General features: G+C 36.8%; 22 protein-coding genes. All 22 read left to right on the top strand.

The window, feature by feature from the left end; genetic code table 11:
• Positions 1-120 precede the first annotated feature (120 nt).
• Complete coding sequence (lepA, locus tag COL05_RS00975) at positions 121-1,944, top strand: elongation factor 4 (RefSeq protein WP_001030955.1); 1,824 nt, start codon at positions 121-123, stop codon at positions 1,942-1,944.
• 152 nt (positions 1,945-2,096) lie between these two features.
• Positions 2,097-2,471, top strand: a complete 375-nt coding sequence (locus tag COL05_RS00980) for a winged helix-turn-helix transcriptional regulator (protein WP_001293546.1) — start codon at positions 2,097-2,099, stop codon at positions 2,469-2,471.
• A 52-nt stretch (positions 2,472-2,523) separates the two neighbouring features.
• Entirely contained in the window at positions 2,524-3,663 is a 1,140-nt protein-coding gene (gene hemW, locus COL05_RS00985) for a radical SAM family heme chaperone HemW (RefSeq protein ID WP_098667263.1), read from the top strand.
• 133 nt (positions 3,664-3,796) lie between these two features.
• A complete protein-coding gene (hrcA, locus tag COL05_RS00990; protein WP_098667264.1) occupies positions 3,797-4,813 on the top strand; it encodes a heat-inducible transcriptional repressor HrcA in 1,017 nt (338 codons plus the stop codon).
• A 114-nt stretch (positions 4,814-4,927) separates the two neighbouring features.
• Complete coding sequence (gene grpE, locus COL05_RS00995; protein WP_098667265.1) at positions 4,928-5,506, top strand: nucleotide exchange factor GrpE; 579 nt, start codon at positions 4,928-4,930, stop codon at positions 5,504-5,506.
• A 26-nt stretch (positions 5,507-5,532) separates the two neighbouring features.
• Complete coding sequence (gene dnaK, locus COL05_RS01000; RefSeq protein WP_000034690.1) at positions 5,533-7,368, top strand: chaperone protein DnaK; 1,836 nt, start codon at positions 5,533-5,535, stop codon at positions 7,366-7,368.
• 204 nt (positions 7,369-7,572) lie between these two features.
• Positions 7,573-8,688 (top strand): chaperone protein DnaJ, encoded by a 1,116-nt coding sequence (gene dnaJ, locus COL05_RS01005; RefSeq protein WP_071757255.1) that lies wholly within the window; start codon positions 7,573-7,575, stop codon positions 8,686-8,688.
• A 28-nt stretch (positions 8,689-8,716) separates the two neighbouring features.
• Positions 8,717-9,655: a 50S ribosomal protein L11 methyltransferase gene (gene prmA / locus COL05_RS01010; RefSeq protein WP_098667266.1), complete on the top strand. Its 939-nt coding sequence runs from the start codon at positions 8,717-8,719 to the stop codon at positions 9,653-9,655.
• Positions 9,656-9,799: 144 nt separating this feature from the next.
• Positions 9,800-10,549 carry a 16S rRNA (uracil(1498)-N(3))-methyltransferase gene (locus tag COL05_RS01015; protein ID WP_098667267.1) on the top strand — a complete coding sequence of 250 codons (750 nt, stop codon included), beginning with the start codon at positions 9,800-9,802 and terminating at the stop codon, positions 10,547-10,549.
• Between the two features lie 6 nt (positions 10,550-10,555).
• The gene (gene mtaB / locus COL05_RS01020) at positions 10,556-11,908 is read left to right on the top strand and encodes a tRNA (N(6)-L-threonylcarbamoyladenosine(37)-C(2))-methylthiotransferase MtaB (RefSeq protein WP_098667268.1); all 1,353 of its coding nucleotides are present in this window, start codon (positions 10,556-10,558) and stop codon (positions 11,906-11,908) included.
• Positions 11,909-12,317: 409 nt separating this feature from the next.
• A complete protein-coding gene (gene rpsU / locus COL05_RS01025) occupies positions 12,318-12,491 on the top strand; it encodes a 30S ribosomal protein S21 (protein ID WP_000048061.1) in 174 nt (57 codons plus the stop codon).
• Between the two features lie 15 nt (positions 12,492-12,506).
• Positions 12,507-12,950, top strand: a complete 444-nt coding sequence (locus tag COL05_RS01030) for a GatB/YqeY domain-containing protein (RefSeq protein WP_000054573.1) — start codon at positions 12,507-12,509, stop codon at positions 12,948-12,950.
• 108 nt (positions 12,951-13,058) lie between these two features.
• On the top strand, positions 13,059-13,352 hold the full coding sequence (yqfC, locus tag COL05_RS01035) for a sporulation protein YqfC (RefSeq protein WP_000732265.1): 294 nt from the start codon (positions 13,059-13,061) through the stop codon (positions 13,350-13,352).
• A 176-nt stretch (positions 13,353-13,528) separates the two neighbouring features.
• The gene (gene yqfD / locus COL05_RS01045; RefSeq protein ID WP_098667270.1) at positions 13,529-14,728 is read left to right on the top strand and encodes a sporulation protein YqfD; all 1,200 of its coding nucleotides are present in this window, start codon (positions 13,529-13,531) and stop codon (positions 14,726-14,728) included.
• Positions 14,729-14,731: 3 nt separating this feature from the next.
• On the top strand, positions 14,732-15,691 hold the full coding sequence (locus COL05_RS01050; RefSeq protein ID WP_002194561.1) for a PhoH family protein: 960 nt from the start codon (positions 14,732-14,734) through the stop codon (positions 15,689-15,691).
• Positions 15,692-15,867: 176 nt separating this feature from the next.
• A complete protein-coding gene (locus COL05_RS01055; RefSeq protein WP_098667271.1) occupies positions 15,868-18,012 on the top strand; it encodes an HD family phosphohydrolase in 2,145 nt (714 codons plus the stop codon).
• On the top strand, positions 18,009-18,479 hold the full coding sequence (ybeY, locus tag COL05_RS01060) for an rRNA maturation RNase YbeY (RefSeq protein WP_098667272.1): 471 nt from the start codon (positions 18,009-18,011) through the stop codon (positions 18,477-18,479). Before COL05_RS01055 ends, ybeY begins: the two co-directional genes overlap by 4 nt.
• Positions 18,476-18,829, top strand: coding sequence for a diacylglycerol kinase family protein (locus tag COL05_RS01065; protein WP_098667273.1), 354 nt, complete (start codon positions 18,476-18,478; stop codon positions 18,827-18,829). The genes ybeY and COL05_RS01065 overlap by 4 nt, the downstream gene beginning before the upstream one ends.
• 99 nt (positions 18,830-18,928) lie before the next feature.
• On the top strand, positions 18,929-19,327 hold the full coding sequence (locus COL05_RS01070; RefSeq protein ID WP_001086294.1) for a cytidine deaminase: 399 nt from the start codon (positions 18,929-18,931) through the stop codon (positions 19,325-19,327).
• Complete coding sequence (gene era / locus COL05_RS01075) at positions 19,320-20,225, top strand: GTPase Era (protein ID WP_001080241.1); 906 nt, start codon at positions 19,320-19,322, stop codon at positions 20,223-20,225. Before COL05_RS01070 ends, era begins: the two co-directional genes overlap by 8 nt.
• 176 nt (positions 20,226-20,401) lie before the next feature.
• Positions 20,402-20,545 (top strand): YqzL family protein, encoded by a 144-nt coding sequence (locus COL05_RS01080; RefSeq protein ID WP_000883923.1) that lies wholly within the window; start codon positions 20,402-20,404, stop codon positions 20,543-20,545.
• 33 nt (positions 20,546-20,578) lie between these two features.
• Positions 20,579-21,325, top strand: coding sequence for a DNA repair protein RecO (gene recO, locus COL05_RS01085; protein WP_000487010.1), 747 nt, complete (start codon positions 20,579-20,581; stop codon positions 21,323-21,325).
• The last annotated feature ends 42 nt before the right edge of the window (positions 21,326-21,367 follow it).

The raw sequence follows: 21,367 nt of genomic DNA on the forward strand, positions 1-21,367 counted from the left end.
AGATATAGATAGAATGATTTGTATTGTAAGCAGCACGAGTTTTCATTGAATCTTTGCTGCTCTATTGATATAATCAGTGCTAGTGTATATTGGCGAGACTATTAGGAGTTGAGAACATAGATGAACAAAGAAGAAAGAGCAAAAAGACAGTCCAAAATTCGTAACTTCTCTATCATTGCTCATATTGACCACGGAAAGTCAACGTTAGCAGACCGTATTTTAGAGAAAACAAACGCGTTAACACAACGTGAAATGAAAGCTCAGTTGCTTGACTCTATGGATTTAGAGCGTGAGCGTGGTATTACAATTAAATTAAACGCAGTACAGTTAAACTATAAAGCGAAAGACGGTGAAGAATATATTCTTCACTTAATTGATACACCAGGACACGTCGACTTTACGTACGAAGTATCTCGCAGTTTAGCGGCTTGTGAAGGTGCGATTCTTGTAGTAGATGCAGCGCAAGGTATTGAAGCGCAAACGTTAGCGAACGTATACTTAGCGCTTGATAACAATTTAGAGATTTTACCAGTTATTAATAAAATCGATTTACCAAGTGCAGACCCAGAGCGTGTACGCCAAGAGGTAGAAGATGTAATCGGTTTAGATGCATCAGAAGCTGTACTTGCTTCTGCAAAAGCTGGGATTGGTATTGAAGAGATTTTAGAACAAATCGTTGAAAAAGTACCAGCACCAACAGGAGATTCAGAAGAGCCGTTACAATGTATGATTTTTGACTCTTTATATGATCCATACCGCGGTGTAATTGCATATATTCGTGTTGTTAACGGAACGGTAAAAGTTGGCGATAAAGTACGTATGATGGCAACTGGAAAAGAGTTTGAAGTAACAGAAGTAGGTGTATTCACACCGAAAACTACGCAACGTGATGAGTTAACAGTAGGTGATGTAGGTTTCTTAGCAGCATCGATTAAAAATGTTGGTGACACACGCGTTGGTGATACGATTACACATGCGAAACGTCCAGCTGCAGAGCCGTTAGCAGGTTACCGTAAATTAAATCCAATGGTATTCTGTGGTTTATATCCGATTGATTCTGCACGTTACAATGATTTACGTGATGCGTTAGAAAAATTAGAGTTAAATGATTCTGCTCTTGAGTTTGAACCAGAAACATCTCAAGCGCTAGGATTTGGTTTCCGTTGTGGTTTCTTAGGACTTCTTCACATGGAAATCATTCAAGAGCGTATTGAACGTGAATTTAAAATTGACTTAATTACAACGGCGCCAAGCGTTATTTATAAAGTTTATTTAACAAATGGTGAAGATGTTATTGTTGATAACCCATCTAATATGCCAGATCCACAGTCTATCGATCGTGTAGAAGAGCCGTTTGTGAAGGCTTCAATTATGGTTCCAAATGACTACGTTGGAGCTGTAATGGAAATTTGCCAAGGTAAACGTGGAACGTTTATTGATATGCAATATTTAGATGAAACACGTGTTACATTAACATATGAAATCCCGTTATCAGAAATCGTATATGATTTCTTCGATCAATTGAAATCAAACACAAAAGGATATGCATCATTTGATTACGAGTTAATTGGCTACAAACCATCTAAACTTGTGAAAATGGATATTCTTTTAAATAATGAACAAGTCGATGCCCTATCATTTATCGTACACCGTGATTCAGCGTATGACCGTGGTAAAGTGATTGTAGAAAAGTTAAAAGATTTAATTCCAAGACAGCAGTTCGAAGTACCAATTCAAGCGACGATCGGAAACAAAGTTGTAGCGCGTTCTACAATTAAAGCGATGCGTAAAAACGTACTTGCGAAATGTTACGGTGGTGACATTTCTCGTAAACGTAAACTTCTTGATAAGCAAAAAGAAGGTAAAAAACGTATGAAGTCTGTTGGTTCTGTAGAAGTACCACAAGAAGCATTCATGGCTGTATTGAAAATGGATGACAACTAATAATTGATTGTTATTTCATGTGAATTGATATAAAAAAAAGAAGTCGTTTTATACGGCTTCTTTTTTATATCATTACTTTTTAGACAACGTAGCTTCTCTCAATTACAATAGTGAGAGAGCTTTTTAGTTCATATAGAGTTAGGAGTTTGTTAATGTCCGAAAATATTCGAAAAGATATTCAAGAAAAAATACAAAATGGCAATTTTAATTGTGAAAAGGAATTGACGCTTTCTATTATTAGTGGAAAGTGGAAAGTTGTAATATTGTGGCATCTTGGTGTGGAAGGGCCTCATCGTTTTAGTGAATTACAACGATTATTTCCAAGTATTTCTCATAAAGTTTTGTCAAACCAATTAAAAGAGTTAATGGAAGATGGGATTGTTGATCGAACGGTATACCCAGAAATTCCTCCGCGAGTGGAATATTATATGACGGAATTAGGCATGTCGCTTTTACCAATCGTTGAAATGATGTATGATTGGGGAAAAATGCGAATGGAACAAATTCGTAATACGTTAGAGAAGTAAAGGAAGCCTCCCGAGCGCGAAGGTTTTCTTTTTAGAAAGGTAGGAGTTATTTTTGGTACAAGCTGCATATATTCATATTCCGTTTTGTCAGCATATTTGTCACTATTGTGATTTTAATAAAGTGTTTATTGAACGCCAGCCAGTCGATCAATATTTAGAGTATTTAGAGAAAGAAATTATAAATACAGTTCAAAAGGTACCGTTTGATAGTATAAAAACGATTTTTGTTGGTGGAGGAACTCCGACAGCATTAAATATGGAGCAGACAAAGAAATTATTAGATATTATAAATCGTCGTTTACGTCCGTTTGCCCCGAATTGTGAATTAACATTTGAAGCGAATCCGGGTGATTTGCCGAAAGAGAAGTTAAATCTGTTACTAGAAGGTGGAGTGAACCGAATTAGTTTTGGTGTGCAAACATTTCGAGATGAATTGCTTGAGAAAATTGGACGTAAGCATACGAGGGAAGATGCATTTGTAGCAATTAGAGAAGCGCAGGAAGTAGGCTTTAAAAATATAAATGTAGATATTATTTACGCTCTGCCAGGGCAGACGATAGAAGACGTAAAAGAAACATTAGACATTGCTTTTACGCTTGGTGTACAACATTTCTCGGCATATTCATTAATCGTGGAACCAAAAACGGTATTTTATAACTTAATGAATAAAGGGAAATTAAGACTTCCAGGTGAAGACCATGAAGCGAAAATGTACGAAATGGTAATGGATGAAATGGAGAAACATGGCTATAGCCAGTATGAAATTAGTAATTTCTCAAAAGGTGATAATGAAAGTAGACATAATCTCACATACTGGAATAATGAAGAGTATTATGGATTTGGAGCTGGGGCACATAGTTATGTAAATGGGGAACGTATTCAAAATGTAGGACCGCTCAAGCAATACTTCAATAAAATTGATGAAACTGGATTTCCGTATTTAGATGTTCACATGGTGACGGAGAAAGAAAAAATGGAAGAAGAGTTATTCTTAGGGCTTCGAAAAACAAAAGGTGTATCTAAAATAGCGTTTCAAAAGAAATTTAGTATGGAGATGGATCAAGTTTTCGCGAAGCAGTTACAAAACAACCAAGAACAAGGATTGCTTGAAGAGAGCGATGGATATGTTCGTTTAACGCGAAAGGGAAAATTATTGGGGAATGAAGTATTCCAATCATTTTTGATTGACTAATTAAATGTTTCATTAACGTGAAAAAGTTTCATTATTTCGTGACGTTTCCGTTGACAATTGAATGTCAATTTTGGTAAGTTATTAATAGATTTAGCACTCGAAGACAAAGAGTGCTAACAGAGGTGATGATGAGATGCTTACGGAACGTCAGCTCTTAATTTTACAAACAATTATTGATGACTTTATTGGATCAGCGCAACCTGTTGGGTCAAGGACGCTGGCTAAGAAAGATGAAATTACATTTAGTTCAGCTACTATTCGAAATGAAATGGCTGATTTAGAGGAACTAGGATTTATTGAAAAAACGCACAGTTCTTCTGGACGTGTTCCTTCTGAAAAAGGATACCGATTTTATGTAGATCATCTTTTAGCGCCGCAAAACTTACCGAACGATGAAATTGTACAAATTAAAGATTTATTTGCTGAAAGAATTTTTGAAGCAGAAAAGATTGCGCAGCAATCGGCTCAAATTTTATCAGAGCTTACGAATTATACAGCCATTGTTCTTGGACCGAAGTTAAGCACAAATAAACTTAAAAACGTACAAATTGTACCGCTTGATCGTCAAACTGCAGTCGCTATTATTGTAACGGATACAGGGCATGTACAAAGCAAAACGATTACCGTTCCGGAATCTGTTGATTTATCAGATTTAGAAAAAATGGTTAATATTTTAAATGAAAAGCTATCAGGCGTACCAATGTCGGAACTCCATAATAAAATCTTTAAAGAGATTGTTACGGTATTGCGCGGGTATGTTCATAACTACGATAGTGCAATAAAAATGCTAGATGGTACATTTCAAGTTCCTTTATCGGAAAAGATATACTTTGGGGGAAAAGCAAATATGCTTTCGCAACCAGAGTTCCATGACATTCACAAAGTAAGATCCTTGCTGACGATGATTGATAACGAAGCTGAGTTTTATGACATTTTGCGTCATAAACAAGTAGGTATTCAAGTGAAAATTGGTAGGGAAAACTCTGCGACAGCCATGGAAGATTGTAGTTTGATTTCTGCAACATATTCGATTGGAGAAGAACAGCTTGGAACAATTGCAATTTTAGGTCCAACGAGAATGCAATACTCTCGTGTAATTAGTTTGTTGCAGTTATTTACAAGGCAAATTACAGATGGACTAAAAAAATAAAGAAGAATACATGCGCTCAAGTGATGAACAATACATCGCTGTGTGTAATATATAACTATGCTTAGGTAATCATGCTATGCATGATACCTAATACCTTTTAAGGAGGTGAAAATTGTGGAAGAGCGTAACGAACAAGTTGTAGAAGAAATGAAAGAAGAAGTAAAAGAAGCAAAAGTTGAAGAAGCCGTAACATCTGAAAACAGCGAAGAAACTGTTGAAGAAAAAAGTGAGGCTGCTCTTTTACAAGAAAAGGTAGATGAATTGCAAGCGAAACTCACGGAAACGGAAGGCCGTATGCTACGTCTACAAGCAGATTTTGAAAATTATAAGCGCCGTGTTCAAATGGATAAACAGGCTGCTGAAAAATATAGAGCACAAAGTCTTGTTTCAGATATTTTGCCAGCTCTTGATAATTTTGAAAGAGCGATGCAAGTGGAAGCAACTGATGAGCAAATGAAGTCCTTATTACAAGGGATGGAAATGGTATATCGTCAATTGTTAGAAGCGATGACAAAAGAAGGTGTAGAAGCGATTGAAGCTGTTGGTAAACAGTTTGATCCTCATGAACACCAAGCTGTTATGCAAGTAGAAGACAGCGAATTTGAATCAAACGCGGTTGTGGAAGAATTCCAAAAAGGTTATAAATTAAAAGACCGTGTAATTCGCCCATCGATGGTAAAAGTAAATCAATAATTTACATAAAAGTAGGAGGATTCGCCATGAGTAAAATTATCGGTATTGACTTAGGTACAACAAACTCTTGTGTAGCTGTTATGGAAGGTGGAGAACCAAAGGTTATCCCAAATCCAGAAGGAAACCGTACAACACCTTCTGTTGTAGCTTTCAAAAATGAAGAACGTCAAGTTGGGGAAGTAGCAAAGCGTCAAGCAATTACAAACCCAAATACAATCATGTCTGTTAAACGTCATATGGGTACAGACTACAAAGTAGAAATCGAAGGTAAAGAATATACACCTCAAGAAATTTCTGCAATCATTTTACAAAACTTAAAAGCTTCTGCTGAAGCATACTTAGGTGAAACAGTAACGAAAGCTGTTATTACAGTACCTGCATACTTCAACGATGCAGAACGTCAAGCAACAAAAGATGCTGGTCGTATCGCTGGTTTAGAAGTTGAGCGTATCATTAACGAACCAACAGCAGCAGCCCTTGCTTACGGTTTAGAAAAACAAGATGAAGAGCAAAAAATCTTAGTATATGACTTAGGTGGCGGTACATTTGACGTATCTATCCTTGAGTTAGCAGATGGAACGTTCGAAGTTATTTCAACTGCTGGTGACAACCGTCTTGGTGGAGATGACTTTGACCAAGTTATCATCGATCACTTAGTGGCTGAGTTCAAAAAAGAAAATAACATTGATTTAAGCCAAGATAAAATGGCACTTCAACGTTTGAAAGATGCAGCTGAAAAAGCGAAAAAAGATCTTTCAGGTGTAACACAAACACAAATTTCATTACCATTCATTAGTGCTGGAGCTGCTGGTCCATTACATTTAGAATTAACATTAACAAGAGCGAAATTCGAAGAGCTTTCAGCAAACCTTGTTGAAAGAACATTAGAGCCAACTCGTCGTGCTTTAAAAGATGCTGGTCTATCTGCAAGTGAATTAGATCGCGTTATCCTTGTTGGTGGTTCTACTCGTATCCCAGCTGTACAAGAAGCTATTAAACGTGAAACTGGTAAAGAACCATATAAAGGTGTAAACCCTGATGAAGTTGTAGCATTAGGTGCTGCAGTTCAAGGTGGCGTACTTACTGGTGATGTAGAAGGCGTACTATTATTAGACGTAACTCCACTTTCTTTAGGTATTGAAACTATGGGTGGCGTGTTCACGAAATTAATCGAGCGTAACACTACAATTCCAACAAGTAAGTCACAAGTATTCTCAACAGCTGCTGATAACCAACCAGCAGTAGATATTCATGTATTACAAGGTGAGCGTCCAATGTCAGCTGACAACAAAACGTTAGGACGTTTCCAATTAACAGATATCCCACCAGCACCACGTGGTATTCCACAAATCGAAGTAACATTCGATATTGATGCGAACGGTATCGTTAACGTACGTGCGAAAGATCTAGGAACAAGCAAAGAACAAGCTATTACAATCCAATCTTCTTCAGGTCTTTCTGATGAAGAAGTAGATCGTATGGTAAAAGAAGCAGAAGCAAACGCTGACGCTGATCAAAAACGTAAGGAAGAAGTTGAACTTCGTAACGAAGCTGACCAACTTGTATTCCAAACAGATAAAGTTGTAAAAGACTTAGAAGGTAAAGTGGATGCTGCTGAAGTTGCGAAAGCAACAGAAGCGAAAGAAGCATTACAAGCTGCGATCGAAAAGAACGAGCTTGAGGAAATCCGTGCGAAAAAAGACGCTTTACAAGAAATCGTACAACAATTAACTGTTAAATTATACGAGCAAGCTCAAGCTGCTGCAGGGCAAGCAGAAGGTGCGCAAGGAGCACAAGATGCTGGCGCTAAGAAAGACAATGTAGTTGACGCTGAGTTTGAAGAAGTAAAAGAAGACAAGTAATTCAACTGTAAACATAATAAGTAAGATGACAAAAAGTCAAAGTCAAGCGTGCCTTGACTTTGGCTTTTTTCACGAATGAGAAGAAAAGTGTGAGGTTCTTAAGTTTTTTGCTTTGCATACTGTAAGTGAGGAAACTTTGTTGCAAAGCACTTTCTTTCGATGTTAAAATTACGTTTATGTGAAAGATTCGGGGGTTGTAAATTTATGAGTAAACGAGACTATTATGAGGTCCTTGGACTTAGCAAGGGTGCTTCAAAAGATGAAATAAAAAAAGCGTATCGTCGTTTGGCTAAAAAATACCATCCAGACGTAAGTAAAGAAGAAAATGCAATTGAAAAGTTTAAAGAAGTACAAGAAGCATACGAAGTGTTAAGCGACGATCAAAAGCGCGCGCAATATGATCAGTTTGGTCATGCTGGTGCTAATCAAGGCTTCGGTGGCTTTGGCGGCGGAGGAGACTTCGGCGGTGGTTTCGGTTTTGAAGATATCTTTAGTTCATTCTTTGGCGGCGGTGGCGGCAGACGTCGTGATCCAAATGCTCCGCGCCAAGGTGCTGACTTACAATATCAAGTCACTTTAGATTTTGAAGAAGCTATTTTTGGTAAAGAATTAAATGTCGAGATTCCAGTAGAAGATCCATGTGATACTTGTAAAGGTAGCGGGGCAAAACCAGGAACTTCAAAAGAAACATGTAAACATTGCTCAGGATCAGGGCAAGTAAGTGTAGAACAAAATACACCATTTGGTCGTATCGTAAACCGTCAAGCTTGTGGTCATTGTTCAGGAACTGGTCAAATGATTAAAGAAAAATGTACGACATGCCACGGTTCTGGTAAAGTACGTAAACGTAAAAAAATCAACGTTAAAATTCCAGCAGGTATCGATAATGGTCAGCAAATCCGTGTATCTGGAAAAGGTGAAGCGGGCGTAAATGGCGGACCGGCAGGAGATTTATATGTTGTTGTTCATGTAAGAGATCATGAATTCTTTGAACGTGAAGGAGATCACATTATTTGCGAAATGCCATTAACATTCGCGCAAATGGCACTTGGTGCTGAAGTGGAAGTTCCTACTGTTCATGGGAAAGTGAAGCTGAAAATTCCAGCAGGTACACAAACAGGAACAGAATTCCGCTTAAAAGGGAAAGGTGCTCCGAACGTACGTGGATATGGTCAAGGAGATCAATATGTAGTCGTTCGTGTTGTTGTACCGACGAAATTAACTTCACATCAAAAAGATTTATTGCGTGAATTCGCGGGACAAGAAGAGCAGGATGATAGTTTATTTGGAAAGCTTAAACGTGCTTTCAAAGGGGAATAATGGAAATAAAAAATGGAGTTGGTAAATTGTGAAATGGTCAGAAATTAGTATTCATACAACAGAAGAAGCAGTAGAAGCTGTCTCTCATATTTTACATGAAGCTGGTGCTAGTGGAGTTGCGATTGAGGATCCAGCGGAGTTGACGAAAGAGCGCGAGCAACAATACGGTGAAATTTATGCATTGAACCCAGATGAATATCCGGCGGAAGGTGTATTAATAAAAGCATATTTCCCGCAAACGGATTCTTTACATGAAACGATTGCAGGTGTAAAATCATCTATTGATGTGCTTCCATCTTACGACATCGAAATTGGTACTGGAAATATTACCGTTAACGAAGTCAATGAAGAGGATTGGGCTACTGCTTGGAAAAAATATTACCATCCAGTACAAATTTCTGATACATTCACAATTGTGCCGACGTGGGAAGAATATACAACGTCTTCTCCGGAAGAAAAAATTATTGAATTAGATCCAGGTATGGCGTTTGGAACAGGAACTCATCCAACAACAACGATGTGTATTCGTGCTTTAGAGAAAACAGTTCAGCCGGGTGACACTGTCATTGATGTAGGAACAGGTTCTGGTGTACTTAGTATTGCAGCAGCAAAATTAGGTGCGTCTTCTGTTCAAGCGTATGATTTAGATCCGGTTGCAGTTGAAAGTGCAGAAATGAATGTACGTTTAAATAAAACAGATGATATCGTGTCTGTTGGACAAAATAGTCTTTTAGAAGGCATTGAAGGTCCTGTTGATTTAATCGTAGCTAACTTATTAGCAGAAATTATTCTATTATTCCCTGAAGATGCAGCGAGAGTTGTGAAGTCAGGTGGATTATTTATTACATCGGGCATTATTGCTGCGAAAGAAAAAGTAATTTCTGAAGCGTTAGAAAAGGCCGGATTTACAATTGAAGAAGTGTTACGAATGGAAGATTGGGTAGCAATTATTGCACGAAATGCGTAATATAGATTTTAGTCTATAATGAAAAGGGGAGTCTCTCACTATAAGGTGAGGGACTTGCCGTTTGTTATATGAAAAATGATAACGTTTCGTTCTTTTCGTAAGTGTTGACTTACGAAAGGAACGAAACTCTACTAAGGTGATTATATGCAACGTTATTTTGTAGAAGAGAAATATGTAAATGAGACAAGTATTCGCATTGTAGGTGATGACGTACATCATATCGCAAGAGTGATGCGTATGTCAGCTGGTGATCACATTTATTGCTGTGTAAACGGAAAAACAGCAATATGTTCAATTGATGAAATTACCAGTGAATTTATTAATACGGCTATTGTAGAATGGGTAGAGACGTCAAGTGAACTTCCTGTTTTCGTGACGATTGCAAGTGGACTGCCGAAAGGAGACAAGCTCGAGTTAATTTTCCAAAAAGGAACTGAGCTTGGGGCGGCTGCATTCCTACCATTTCAAGCATCTCGCTCTATCGTAAAATGGGATGCGAAAAAAGCTGATAAAAAAGTTGAGCGTTTAAGAAAAATTGTGAAAGAAGCTGCGGAACAATCACATAGAAGTGAAGTTCCAGAAGTACATGCTCCAGCATCATTTAAACAATTGCTTTCGATGAGTGGTGAGTATGATGTTTGTCTTGTTGCTTACGAAGAGGAAGCAAAACAAGGCGAGAAATCTAACTTTGCGAAAGCTTTAACGACGATGAAACCAGGTCAAAAGCTATTGATTGTATTTGGCCCAGAAGGCGGTTTAGCTGAGGAAGAGATTACAGCACTTCGTGAACATAAATTTGTACCATGTAGTTTAGGACCAAGAATTTTAAGAACAGAAACGGCGCCGTTATACGCGTTAAGTGCTGCTTCGTATCATTTTGAATTGATGGGGTGATGATCAATGTCAACTGTTGCGTTCCATACGTTAGGTTGTAAAGTAAACCACTATGAAACAGAAGCCATTTGGCAATTGTTTAAACAAGGTGGATATGAAAGAACTGAATATGAAAAGAAAGCTGATGTATACGTTATCAATACGTGTACAGTAACGAATACGGGAGATAAGAAAAGTCGTCAAGTTATTAGACGTGCTGTTCGTCAAAACCCGGATGCGGTTATTTGTGTAACTGGATGTTATGCGCAAACATCTCCAGCGGAAATTATGGCGATTCCAGGCGTAGATATTGTAGTTGGTACACAAGATCGTGAAAAGATGTTAGGATACATCGAAGAATTCCGCAAAGAGCGTCAGCCAATTAATGCTGTCCGCAACATTATGAAAACACGTGTATACGAAGAACTAGATGTACCTTACTTCACGGATCGTACACGTGCATCTTTAAAAATACAAGAAGGTTGTAATAACTTCTGTACATTCTGTATTATTCCTTGGGCGCGTGGTTTAATGCGTTCTCGTGATGGGAAAGAAGTTATTAAACAAGCACAGCAACTAGTAGATGCAGGCTATAAAGAAATCGTATTAACAGGTATTCATACAGGTGGGTACGGTGAAGATATTAAAGATTATAACTTAGCTGGATTACTTCGTGATATGGAAGCGGAAGTCAGCGGATTAAAACGTCTTCGTATTTCTTCTATTGAAGCGAGTCAGATTTCAGATGAAGTAATTGAAGTGTTAGATAAGTCTGAAGTAGTTGTACGTCACTTACACATTCCGTTGCAATCTGGATCTAATACAGTATTAAAACGTATGCGTCGTAAGTATACGATGGAATTTTTCCAAGAGCGTTTAGATCGTTTGAAAGAAGCGTTACCAGGTCTTGCGATTACATCGGACGTAATCGTTGGTTTCCCAGGTGAAACAGAAGAAGAATTCATGGAAACATACAATTTCATTAAAGACAATCGCTTCTCTGAGTTACATGTATTCCCTTACTCAAAACGCACAGGAACACCTGCAGCGCGCATGGAAGATCAAGTTCCTGAAGATGTAAAGAACGATCGTGTTCACCGTTTAATTGAACTATCTAATCAATTAGCGAAAGAGTATGCGTCACAGTTTGAAGGCGAAGTACTTGAAATCATTCCGGAAGAGCAATTTAAAGAGGGCGACCGCGAAGGGTTATATGTAGGTTATACAGATAACTACTTGAAAATTGTATTTGAAGGATCAGAAGAATTAATTGGTAAACTAGTGAAAGTAAAAATTACGAAAGCTGGTTATCCATATAATGAAGCGCAATTTGTTCGTGTTCTTGAAGATGATGTAAAAAAAGAATCAGCAAGCGCATAAAGTGAAACTTTAATCAGTGGGGTATCCCTCGCTGATTATCAGTCCTCACCAATCGGGTGGCAGGGCAAATAGCGTGATAAAAAAGCATGCAAATGGAAACGATTTGCATGCTTTCTTTTTTAGTGGAGAAGTTAAGTACTGAAAATGTACGAAAAGAATAGTTGTTTCGTACGTTCCTGCATGAAAAAAGGTGTAATGACAAAAATATAGTTGTCTTCAGGGAAAAGGATAACAGCTATCTACATAGTTTTTAAAAAAGGAAGAGCATCTATTCTTCTTTTATTCTGCCAAATAGTTGACCTGAAGTGATAAAATGTATTATAATCGTAAAAGACATGCTGAAGAAATGTTTCTTTTTGCATGCTGGAGTTAGTATGTAAGTGTGATGTTTCGGAGGGAGGGAAAGAGAATGTCAAAAACAGTCGTTCGTAAAAACGAGTCTTTGGAGGATGCACTTCGCCGTTTTAAAAGATCGGTTTCTAAAACTGGTACACTTGCTGAAGCAAGAAAGCGCGAGTTTTATGAAAAACCAAGTGTAAAACGTAAGAAGAAATCTGAAGCGGCAAGAAAGCGTAAATTCTAAGAGAGGGTGTAAGTTATGAGTCTTCTCGGTCGTTTAAACGATGATATGAAACAAGCGATGAAGAATAAACAAAAAGAAAAATTAACCGTCATTCGTATGGTTAAGGCTGCTTTACAAAATGAAGGTATTAAACTACAGCATACTCTTACTGAAGAAGAGGAACTAACAGTTTTAGCTCGTGAAGTAAAACAGCATAAGGACTCCCTCCTTGAATTTAAAAAAGCTGGTCGTGAAGACCTTGTTAATAAACTGCAAAGTGAAATTCAGATTTTAAGCGCATATTTGCCGGAGCAATTAACTGAAGAAGAACTAGTTGATGTAATCAAGCAAGTTATTTCTGAAGTTGGTGCGACTTCTAAAGCAGATATGGGTAAGGTGATGACTGCTGTTATGCCGAAAGTAAAAGGTAAAACAGACGGATCGCTTGTGAATAAGCTGGTTATCCAGCTATTAGCATAAAAAAACGTCTCATTTCTTATGAGACGTTTTTTTATGCTTTTTTTCAGTTTGGACGTGATATTACAAGCTCTTTTTTCATACATATGGGATGAGAGGGGGTCTTTTGGGATGAAAAAATTAGAACAAATGAAGAATTGGTTAACGAAGCAAATAGACCTGCCAGTGGATGTGCTAATGGATCTACCTCGGATCACGCTTGTTGGGCAAGTGCATATCTATATAGAAAATCATCGAGGTTTATTAGTGTTTTCAGATAAAGAAGTAAGATTATTGCTAAAGCATGGTCAGTTATTAATTAAGGGGCAGTCCTTTGTTATTAAAACAATCCTTCCAGAAGAACTTTTGCTTGAAGGGATAATTGAGCAAGTGACATTTTTAGAAGACGAAAAGAAAGAGAAGTAAGGGAAACTTCCGTATGTGAAGTTTTTCTTCTTTATTCTAATGATTTGACCCTACTAGTTAGTTTATCCCGCTATTTATGGAAAATAAAACTCTTTATTTCATTTTCGTACGAGCTATTTTGCTAATTAAAGTGAAAAGTAGAGTGTCTACTTTTGGAAAGGTAGTGAAGGTGGTAGATGAAAAATAAATGGTTTATAAAGTGGCTTGGATATGTAAAGGTACGAATTGAAGGTAGAGGAGCGGAACGATTTGTTAATGAATGTGTGCGTAGGAAATTATTAGTTTGGGACGTTAAGAAAATTGCTGAAGAAACGTTAGTTTTTTGTATGCTATTGCGAGATGTGAAAAAAATAAAGCCAATTTATAGAAAAAATGAATGTAAACTATATTTTATTGGGCGTTACGGTTTCCCTTTTTGGAATAAGCGTCTAATTAAGAATAGTGGATTCTTAATTGGTTTTTTAATTTTCTTTTTTGGTATGATCGCATTATCGAATATGGTTTGGAAGATTGAAATTTCAGGAGCGAAACCTGAAACAGAATATATATTAATGAAAGAATTGGACAAAATGGGTATTAAAAAAGGAAAATTGCAATTTCAAATGCCTAGTGTAGAAGATGTACAACGTCATTTGACAGACAATATTAATGCGATTACTTGGGCAGGATTAGAAATAAGAGGAACGACGTACCATTTTAAAATTGTTGAAAAAAACGAGCCGAAAAAAGAAAAAGAACAAAAACCACAAAATTTAGTGGCAAAAAAAGAAGCGATTGTTACAAAAACATTTGTTGAAGTAGGAAAACCAGTCGTTCTAAAAAATGATCATGTAGAAAAAGGGCAGCTTCTCGTATCAGGGATATACGGTAATGAGGAGAGTCCGACGATTGTTTCGGCGAAAGGTATTGTATATGGAGAAACTTGGTATACATCTAATGTGAATGTGCCGCTAAAGACACAATTCCAAGTATATACTGGCAATGCATATAATGAGCATTACCTTACGTTTGGGAGTGCAAAAATAAAAATATGGGGATTTCAACATGATAAGTATAAACGCTCTCGTACGGAAAGTGTAAAGCATGATGTGAAATTATTTGGTTTTACACTACCGATTGCATACGAAAAAGATATAGTGCGGGAAGAGGAAGAGGCAAATCGAGAATATACAGAAAAACAGGCAATGAAAGTAGCAAAAGAAATGGCTGAAAAAGAACTAAAGAAAAAATTGGATGAACATGCTATGATTGTAAGTGATAAGATTTTGAGTAAAAAGGTTGAGGCGGATCAACTAAAAGTCACATTGCATTATACTGTGATTGAAAATATTGCAGAGCCACAACCAATATCCGAATCCGATATTCAAGGAGACTGAGTAATGGCAGAACAATTAGTAGAAATGAACCAACAATTGGAAAATACTAACGAAGCAATCGCTCTTTTTGGAGTCAATGATGCTCATTTGAAAGTAATTGAACGGGAACTGAATGTATCGATTGTAACTAGAGGTGAAACTGTTCATGCATCTGGAGCAGTTGAAACTGTGACACTTGTAGAAAAAATCTTACAGCAATTACTTGTTGTTATTCGAAAAGGTGTATCAATTACAGAAAGAGATGTTGCGTATGCAATTCAGCTCGCACAACAAGGGAAAATTGCTCAATTTGAAGAGTTATATGAAGAAGAAATCTTTAAAACGGCAAAAGGTAAATCCATTCGTGTAAAAACAATGGGGCAAAGAAGATATATTCATGCAATGAAGAAAAATGATATTGTATTTGGAATAGGACCTGCTGGGACTGGGAAAACATACTTAGCTGTAGTAATGGCTGTAAGAGCTTTAAAACAAGGATATGTAAAGAAAATTATTTTAACGAGACCAGCTGTAGAAGCTGGAGAAAGTTTAGGGTTTTTACCAGGTGATTTGAAAGAGAAGGTAGATCCATACTTACGTCCGTTGTATGATGCTCTGCATGATATTCTTGGACAAGAATATACACAGCGTATGATGGAGCGAGGGGTAATTGAAATCGCGCCTCTTGCTTATATGAGAGGGCGTACACTCGATGATTCATTTGTTATTTTAGATGAAGCGCAAAATACAACGGGTGCACAAATAAAAATGTTTTTAACAAGATTGGGTTTTAGTTCTAAAATGGTTATTACGGGGGATCCTTCACAAGTAGATTTACCAAAAGGGGTAAAATCAGGGCTTACGCTAGCTTCTAACATTTTATCTGGTGTATCAGGTCTTTCATTCATTACATTAGAACAAACGGACGTTGTAAGGCATCCACTGGTGCAACGTATTATTGAGGCATATGATAAAATGGAATGATCCTATTTGTCAGGATCATTTCTTTTTGTATTAAGGTTGGCGAACAGCATATTTTTTACTATCATAAAAGATAAGAGAAATAAACTATAGGTACTGGTGTATAAAATGTTACCTAAAAGAAATGAAAGCTATAAATAGTTTCACTTTATTTCTGGAGAGGAGAAGGTATTGAAATCATGTTAAGATCTCAAGAAATTTCTAAGTGGTTTCGTAATTTACAACATTCGAAAAAACTAAGTTGGATTTCTTACGTTTTATTAGGAGCAGTGCTGTTTTTTGCACTTTTGAATAATGTGAAACCAGAGCAATTAGATGTTGATATGTATTCTATTGCGAAAAAAACAATTCACTCTCCTATTAAAATTGAAGATAAGGTTATAACGGACAGAAAAAAACAAGAGGCCGCTCAAAAAGTCGGGGATCAATATACATATAGAAGTGAATATAAACAAAATAGAGTAGATATTGTAAATGATGTTTTTGCTAAGGTGAATGAAGTAATTCAGGAGATGAAAGCTGCTGGACCTGAAGAGCAAAAAAAGATGACCGATGCTAATAAATTAGAAAAATTGAAGAAGAAGTTGCCATCTAATTTAACGAAGGAATTATCGGATGAGAATTTATTATACTTTATTAATGCAGAACCAGATCAATTAGAATTAGCAAAGAATGCGGCTTTAACGTCTGTTAGCGTTATCATGGGTGGAAATATTAAAATGTCCGAAGAAATGGCAGCGAAAGAGCGATTTGTTAATGAAATGAAAAGCCTGAATGTGAATAGCGGATTGAAAGAAGCTGTGAATGCGCTAGGATCATATGCGATTACAGCAAATTATTTCTATGATCCGGCTGTAACGAAAGAGAAGAAGAAAGCAGAAGAAGATTTAGTTCCACCTGTTTATATTCTTCAAGGACAAGTTATTGTTAGAGAAGGTGAAACAATTTCAAGTGATATGTATAATCAGTTGAAATTAGTCGGTTTATTAGAGAAAGGTAATAGTTTTCAGCCTTATGTTGGATTAGCGGTGCTCATTGGTGTGTTACTATACTTTATGCATAAACAGTTTGAAGTATTTTTACAGCGGAAAAGAGAGGACAAACCGTACATTTTAGCGTATATTACAATTTTGTCTATCACGATTGTATTAATGAAAATTATTAGTTTGTTTCAAAAGCTTGAATATGCAGGAATTGCGTATGTCGTCCCTGTTGCGATGGGAACCATACTTGTAAAACTAATGATTGGTGATCGCTTTGTATTTTTAACAAGTATGATTTTTTCTGTGTGCGGAAGTATTATGTTTAATGAAGGAGTAACAAGTACACTGAATTATAGTGTAGGTATTTATGTGTTATTAAGTTCATTATCAGTGAGTATTTTCTTACGAGAAAAAAATCGCCGTACGATGATTTTGCAAGCTGGTATACTCGTATCTATCTTAAATGTAGTCGTCTTGGCGGCGTTATTATTATTACGTAATGGGAATTTTTCACCTCTTGAAATTGGTACGCAATTATTAATGGCTTCCCTTTCAGGAATTATCTCATCCGTTCTGGCTATGGGAATATTACCATATTTAGAAAGTGGACTTGGAATTGTATCAAGCATGAAACTTATGGAGCTATCAAGTCCGAATCATCCACTTTTGCGCAGAATTTTGTTAGAAGCGCCAGGAACATATCATCATAGTGTAATGGTAGCGAATCTCTCTGAGGCGGCTTGTGAAGCTGTTGGAGCAAATGGTGTATTAGCACGTGTAGGGGCATATTATCATGACGTAGGAAAAACAGTACAACCGCAATTCTTTATTGAAAACCAGATGGGAATTGAAAATCCGCATGATAAATTAGATCCTGTGACGAGTAAAGATATTATCATTGCTCATGTAACAGATGGAGTGAAAATGCTCGAAGAATACCATATACCGCAAGAAATTATTGATATTGCTGGACAACACCATGGTACAACGCTCCTTAAATATTTTTATTATAAAGCGATTAAAGAAGATAAAGAAAAATATACAGAAGAGATGTTCCGATATCCGGGATCAAAAGCAACTTCTAAAGAATCGGCAATCGTTGGTATTGCTGATAGTGTTGAAGCGGCGGTACGTTCTATGAATCACCCAACGCCAGACCAAATTAATAATTTAGTACAAAGTATTATTAAAGATCGCCTGCAAGATGGGCAATTTAGTGAATGTGATTTGACATTTAAGGAACTACAAATCGTTGGAAAAACGTTATGTGAAACGTTAAATGGTATTTTCCATTCGCGTATTACATATCCGGAACCACCGGAAGAAAAGGAGAAAGAATGAGTTTATTAATTGATTTCATTGATGAAACAGAAGAAGTGAAAGAAGAATATGTGAATTTAATTCGTGAGATATTAGGAAAAGCAGCTCAAATGGAAAAAATAGAGGATGGTGCGGAGGTATCAGTGACATTTGTAGATAATGAACGGATTCGCGAGATTAATCGTGATTACCGAGATAAAGATCAGCCTACTGATGTCATTTCCTTTGCTATGGAAGAAATGGGAGAAGGGGAAATGGAAATTGTGGGCGCAGAAATGCCGCGTATGTTAGGTGACCTTATTATTTCTATTCCGAGAGCGAAAGAACAAGCTGAAGAGTATGGACATTCTTTTGATCGTGAACTTGGCTTTTTAGCGTTACATGGCTTTTTACATTTGCTTGGTTATGACCACATGACAGAAGAGGATGAAAAAGAAATGTTTGGAAGACAAAAAGAAATTTTAGAAGCATTTGGATTAGGACGATGAAAAAAGGAAAACTTATAGATAGTTTTGGATATGCTATAGCAGGTGTATTCTTTTGTCTTCGTCATGAACGAAATATGAAAATTCATTATGTAGCCGCAGTCATTGTTATATGCTGCGGCTTTTATTTCCATATTACGAAGGTAGAGTGGATGGTACTACTTATTGTAATAGGAATTGTAATGAGTTTAGAGATGGTAAATACGGCTGTGGAAAAAACAGTAGATTTAGCGACTACCGATATACATCCGTTTGCGGAAATTGCAAAGGATGTCGCAGCGGGAGCGGTTTTATTGTTTGCGATAATAGCTGTTATAATTGGTGCTATTATCTTTTTACCGTATGTGGTATAGTTGCATTCCAAAGCTTTTATTAAGCTTTGGAAGTGCCGTAAAGGCCTTTTATGAGAGAGTGTATCTATTCACAGTTGTGAACAGGAAGGATGCGGGAATATGAATAGTAAACAATTAATTCAAGAAGCAATCGAAGCGCGTAAACAAGCGTACGTACCATATTCTAAATTTCAAGTAGGTGCAGCATTATTAACGCAGGATGGAAAAGTATATCGTGGATGTAATGTTGAGAATGCATCATATGGTTTATGTAACTGTGCAGAAAGAACAGCTTTATTTAAGGCGGTTTCTGAAGGAGATAAAGAGTTTGTAGCTATCGCAATTGTGGCGGATACAAAGCGTCCAGTACCTCCTTGTGGAGCATGTCGACAAGTTATGGTAGAATTATGTAAACAGGATACGAAAGTATACCTATCAAATTTACATGGTGACGTTCAAGAGACAACAGTCGGAGAATTGTTACCAGGAGCATTTTTAGCGGAGGATTTACATGAATAGAAAAGGTTATAAATCAGGTTTTGTCTCTATTATTGGCAGACCGAATGTTGGGAAATCTACATTTTTAAATCGTATTATCGGCCAAAAGATTGCTATTATGAGTGATAAGCCACAAACAACTCGTAATAAAATTCAAGGCGTATATACAGAAAATGATTCACAAGTAATTTTCATTGATACACCAGGAATACATAAACCGAAACATAAACTAGGCGACTTTATGGTGAAGATGGCGCAAACGACATTAAAAGAAGTTGATATCGTTCTGTTTATGGTGAATGCGGTCGAAGGATTTGGTCGTGGTGAGGAATTCATCATTGAGAAGTTAAAAGAAACGAAACAACCAGTATTTTTAGTTATTAATAAAATTGACCAAGTTCACCCAGAACAATTATTAGAGTTAATCGATCAATATCGCAAATTACATGATTTTGCAGAGATTGTACCAATTTCTGCATTAGACGGTAATAACGTGGAAGCTCTAATTGGAACAATTAAAAAGTATTTACCAGAAGGACCACAATACTACCCAGATAATCAAGTAACGGATCATCCGGAGAGATTTATTATTGCAGAGCTTATTCGTGAGAAAGTACTACATTTAACACGTGAAGAAGTGCCGCATTCTGTGGCTGTTGTTATCGATGCAATTCAAAAACGCGAAGGCGGGGCAGTTTATATCAATGCAACGATTGTTGTGGAACGTCCGTCGCAAAAAGGGATTATTATCGGAAAACAAGGGAAGATGTTAAAAGAAGTCGGTAAGCGAGCGCGTTTTGATATTGAAGCATTACTTGGTTCTAAAGTATTTTTAGAAGTATGGGTAAAAGTGCAAAAAGATTGGCGTAATAAAATGTCTCAGCTTCGTGACCTTGGTTTCCGCGAAGACGAGTATTAAAATAGAGTAAAGCTGTAATCAGCGGATGTTTTGTTCATCCGCTGATTATTGGTTTTTATGAGTTTTGATAAATTAGGAAAAATTTTTCTCACATGAAAATGGACAAAATGGGTCAATTTAATAACAACAAAGGAAATTGGTTTATAGGCTACGCTTATTGAGAAAGGTGGATTCTTATGCTAGATTTTACCTGGAAGTTTTTCTCCAAAACAGGAAGCATTGAGACGTACTTGCTTTTAAAAGAAATGGAAAAAGACGTAAACGATGAGATGGATCAACATGACGAGGAGCTAGCGCATCTAGACTCTCCAATTTCTTGACCCGTTTTGTTCAAACCTTGGATGGTGACGAACATGTTTCAAAAAGTTGAGGGCATCGTTATCCGTACGACAGATTACGGAGAAACGAACAAGATTGTTACAATATTCTCAAGAGAATTGGGTAAGGTAAGTGCGATGGCAAGAGGGGCGAAAAAACCGAAAAGCCGGTTAGCATCTGTTTCGCAACTTATGACACATGGGCATTTTCTTATTCAAATGGGATCTGGACTTGGAACTTTGCAACAAGGCGAGATTATTTCAACTATGAAAGAAATTCGCGAGGATATATTTTTAACTGCTTATGCATCATTTATTGTTGAGTTAACTGATAAAGCAACAGAAGATAAAAAACATAATCCATATTTATTTGAAATGTTATATCAAACGTTGCATTATATGTGTGAGGGTGTTGATCCAGAAGTATTATCATTAATTTATCAAACGAAAATGCTTCCAGTATTAGGGATGCGCCCGTACTTTGATACATGTGCGATTTGTCATCAAGAAACAGATTTTGTCGCCTTCTCTGTCAGAGAAGGCGGTTTTCTGTGCTCGCGTCATGCTGAGCAAGACCAGTATCGTATACCAGTGGGGGAAGCCGTTCATAAATTATTACGTCTTTTCTACCACTTCGATTTACATAGACTTGGCAATGTATCAGTGAAGGATAGTACAAAAAAACAAATGCGTTTAGTATTGAATACATATTATGATGAATATTGCGGAATTTATTTGAAATCAAGACGTTTCTTAGAACAACTTGATAAGTTTCAAATATAATTTGGGACCGTATACGGTCCTTTTTACATCCTTTCTTTTTCG

The sequence above is a fragment of the Bacillus sp. AFS059628 genome, assembly GCF_002571225.1.
Lineage (GTDB): Bacteria > Bacillota > Bacilli > Bacillales > Bacillaceae_G > Bacillus_A.

Coding starts and splice junctions, on each gene's coding strand:
- lepA (WP_001030955.1), top strand. CDS start 121: ATGAACAAAGAAGAAAGAGCAAAAAGACAGTCCAAAATTCGTAACTTC.
- COL05_RS00980 (WP_001293546.1), top strand. CDS start 2,097: ATGTCCGAAAATATTCGAAAAGATATTCAAGAAAAAATACAAAATGGC.
- hrcA (WP_098667264.1), top strand. CDS start 3,797: ATGCTTACGGAACGTCAGCTCTTAATTTTACAAACAATTATTGATGAC.
- dnaK (WP_000034690.1), top strand. CDS start 5,533: ATGAGTAAAATTATCGGTATTGACTTAGGTACAACAAACTCTTGTGTA.
- dnaJ (WP_071757255.1), top strand. CDS start 7,573: ATGAGTAAACGAGACTATTATGAGGTCCTTGGACTTAGCAAGGGTGCT.
- COL05_RS01015 (WP_098667267.1), top strand. CDS start 9,800: ATGCAACGTTATTTTGTAGAAGAGAAATATGTAAATGAGACAAGTATT.
- mtaB (WP_098667268.1), top strand. CDS start 10,556: ATGTCAACTGTTGCGTTCCATACGTTAGGTTGTAAAGTAAACCACTAT.
- rpsU (WP_000048061.1), top strand. CDS start 12,318: ATGTCAAAAACAGTCGTTCGTAAAAACGAGTCTTTGGAGGATGCACTT.
- COL05_RS01030 (WP_000054573.1), top strand. CDS start 12,507: ATGAGTCTTCTCGGTCGTTTAAACGATGATATGAAACAAGCGATGAAG.
- yqfC (WP_000732265.1), top strand. CDS start 13,059: ATGAAAAAATTAGAACAAATGAAGAATTGGTTAACGAAGCAAATAGAC.
- yqfD (WP_098667270.1), top strand. CDS start 13,529: ATGAAAAATAAATGGTTTATAAAGTGGCTTGGATATGTAAAGGTACGA.
- COL05_RS01050 (WP_002194561.1), top strand. CDS start 14,732: ATGGCAGAACAATTAGTAGAAATGAACCAACAATTGGAAAATACTAAC.
- COL05_RS01055 (WP_098667271.1), top strand. CDS start 15,868: ATGTTAAGATCTCAAGAAATTTCTAAGTGGTTTCGTAATTTACAACAT.
- ybeY (WP_098667272.1), top strand. CDS start 18,009: ATGAGTTTATTAATTGATTTCATTGATGAAACAGAAGAAGTGAAAGAA.
- COL05_RS01065 (WP_098667273.1), top strand. CDS start 18,476: ATGAAAAAAGGAAAACTTATAGATAGTTTTGGATATGCTATAGCAGGT.
- COL05_RS01070 (WP_001086294.1), top strand. CDS start 18,929: ATGAATAGTAAACAATTAATTCAAGAAGCAATCGAAGCGCGTAAACAA.
- era (WP_001080241.1), top strand. CDS start 19,320: ATGAATAGAAAAGGTTATAAATCAGGTTTTGTCTCTATTATTGGCAGA.
- COL05_RS01080 (WP_000883923.1), top strand. CDS start 20,402: ATGCTAGATTTTACCTGGAAGTTTTTCTCCAAAACAGGAAGCATTGAG.
- recO (WP_000487010.1), top strand. CDS start 20,579: ATGTTTCAAAAAGTTGAGGGCATCGTTATCCGTACGACAGATTACGGA.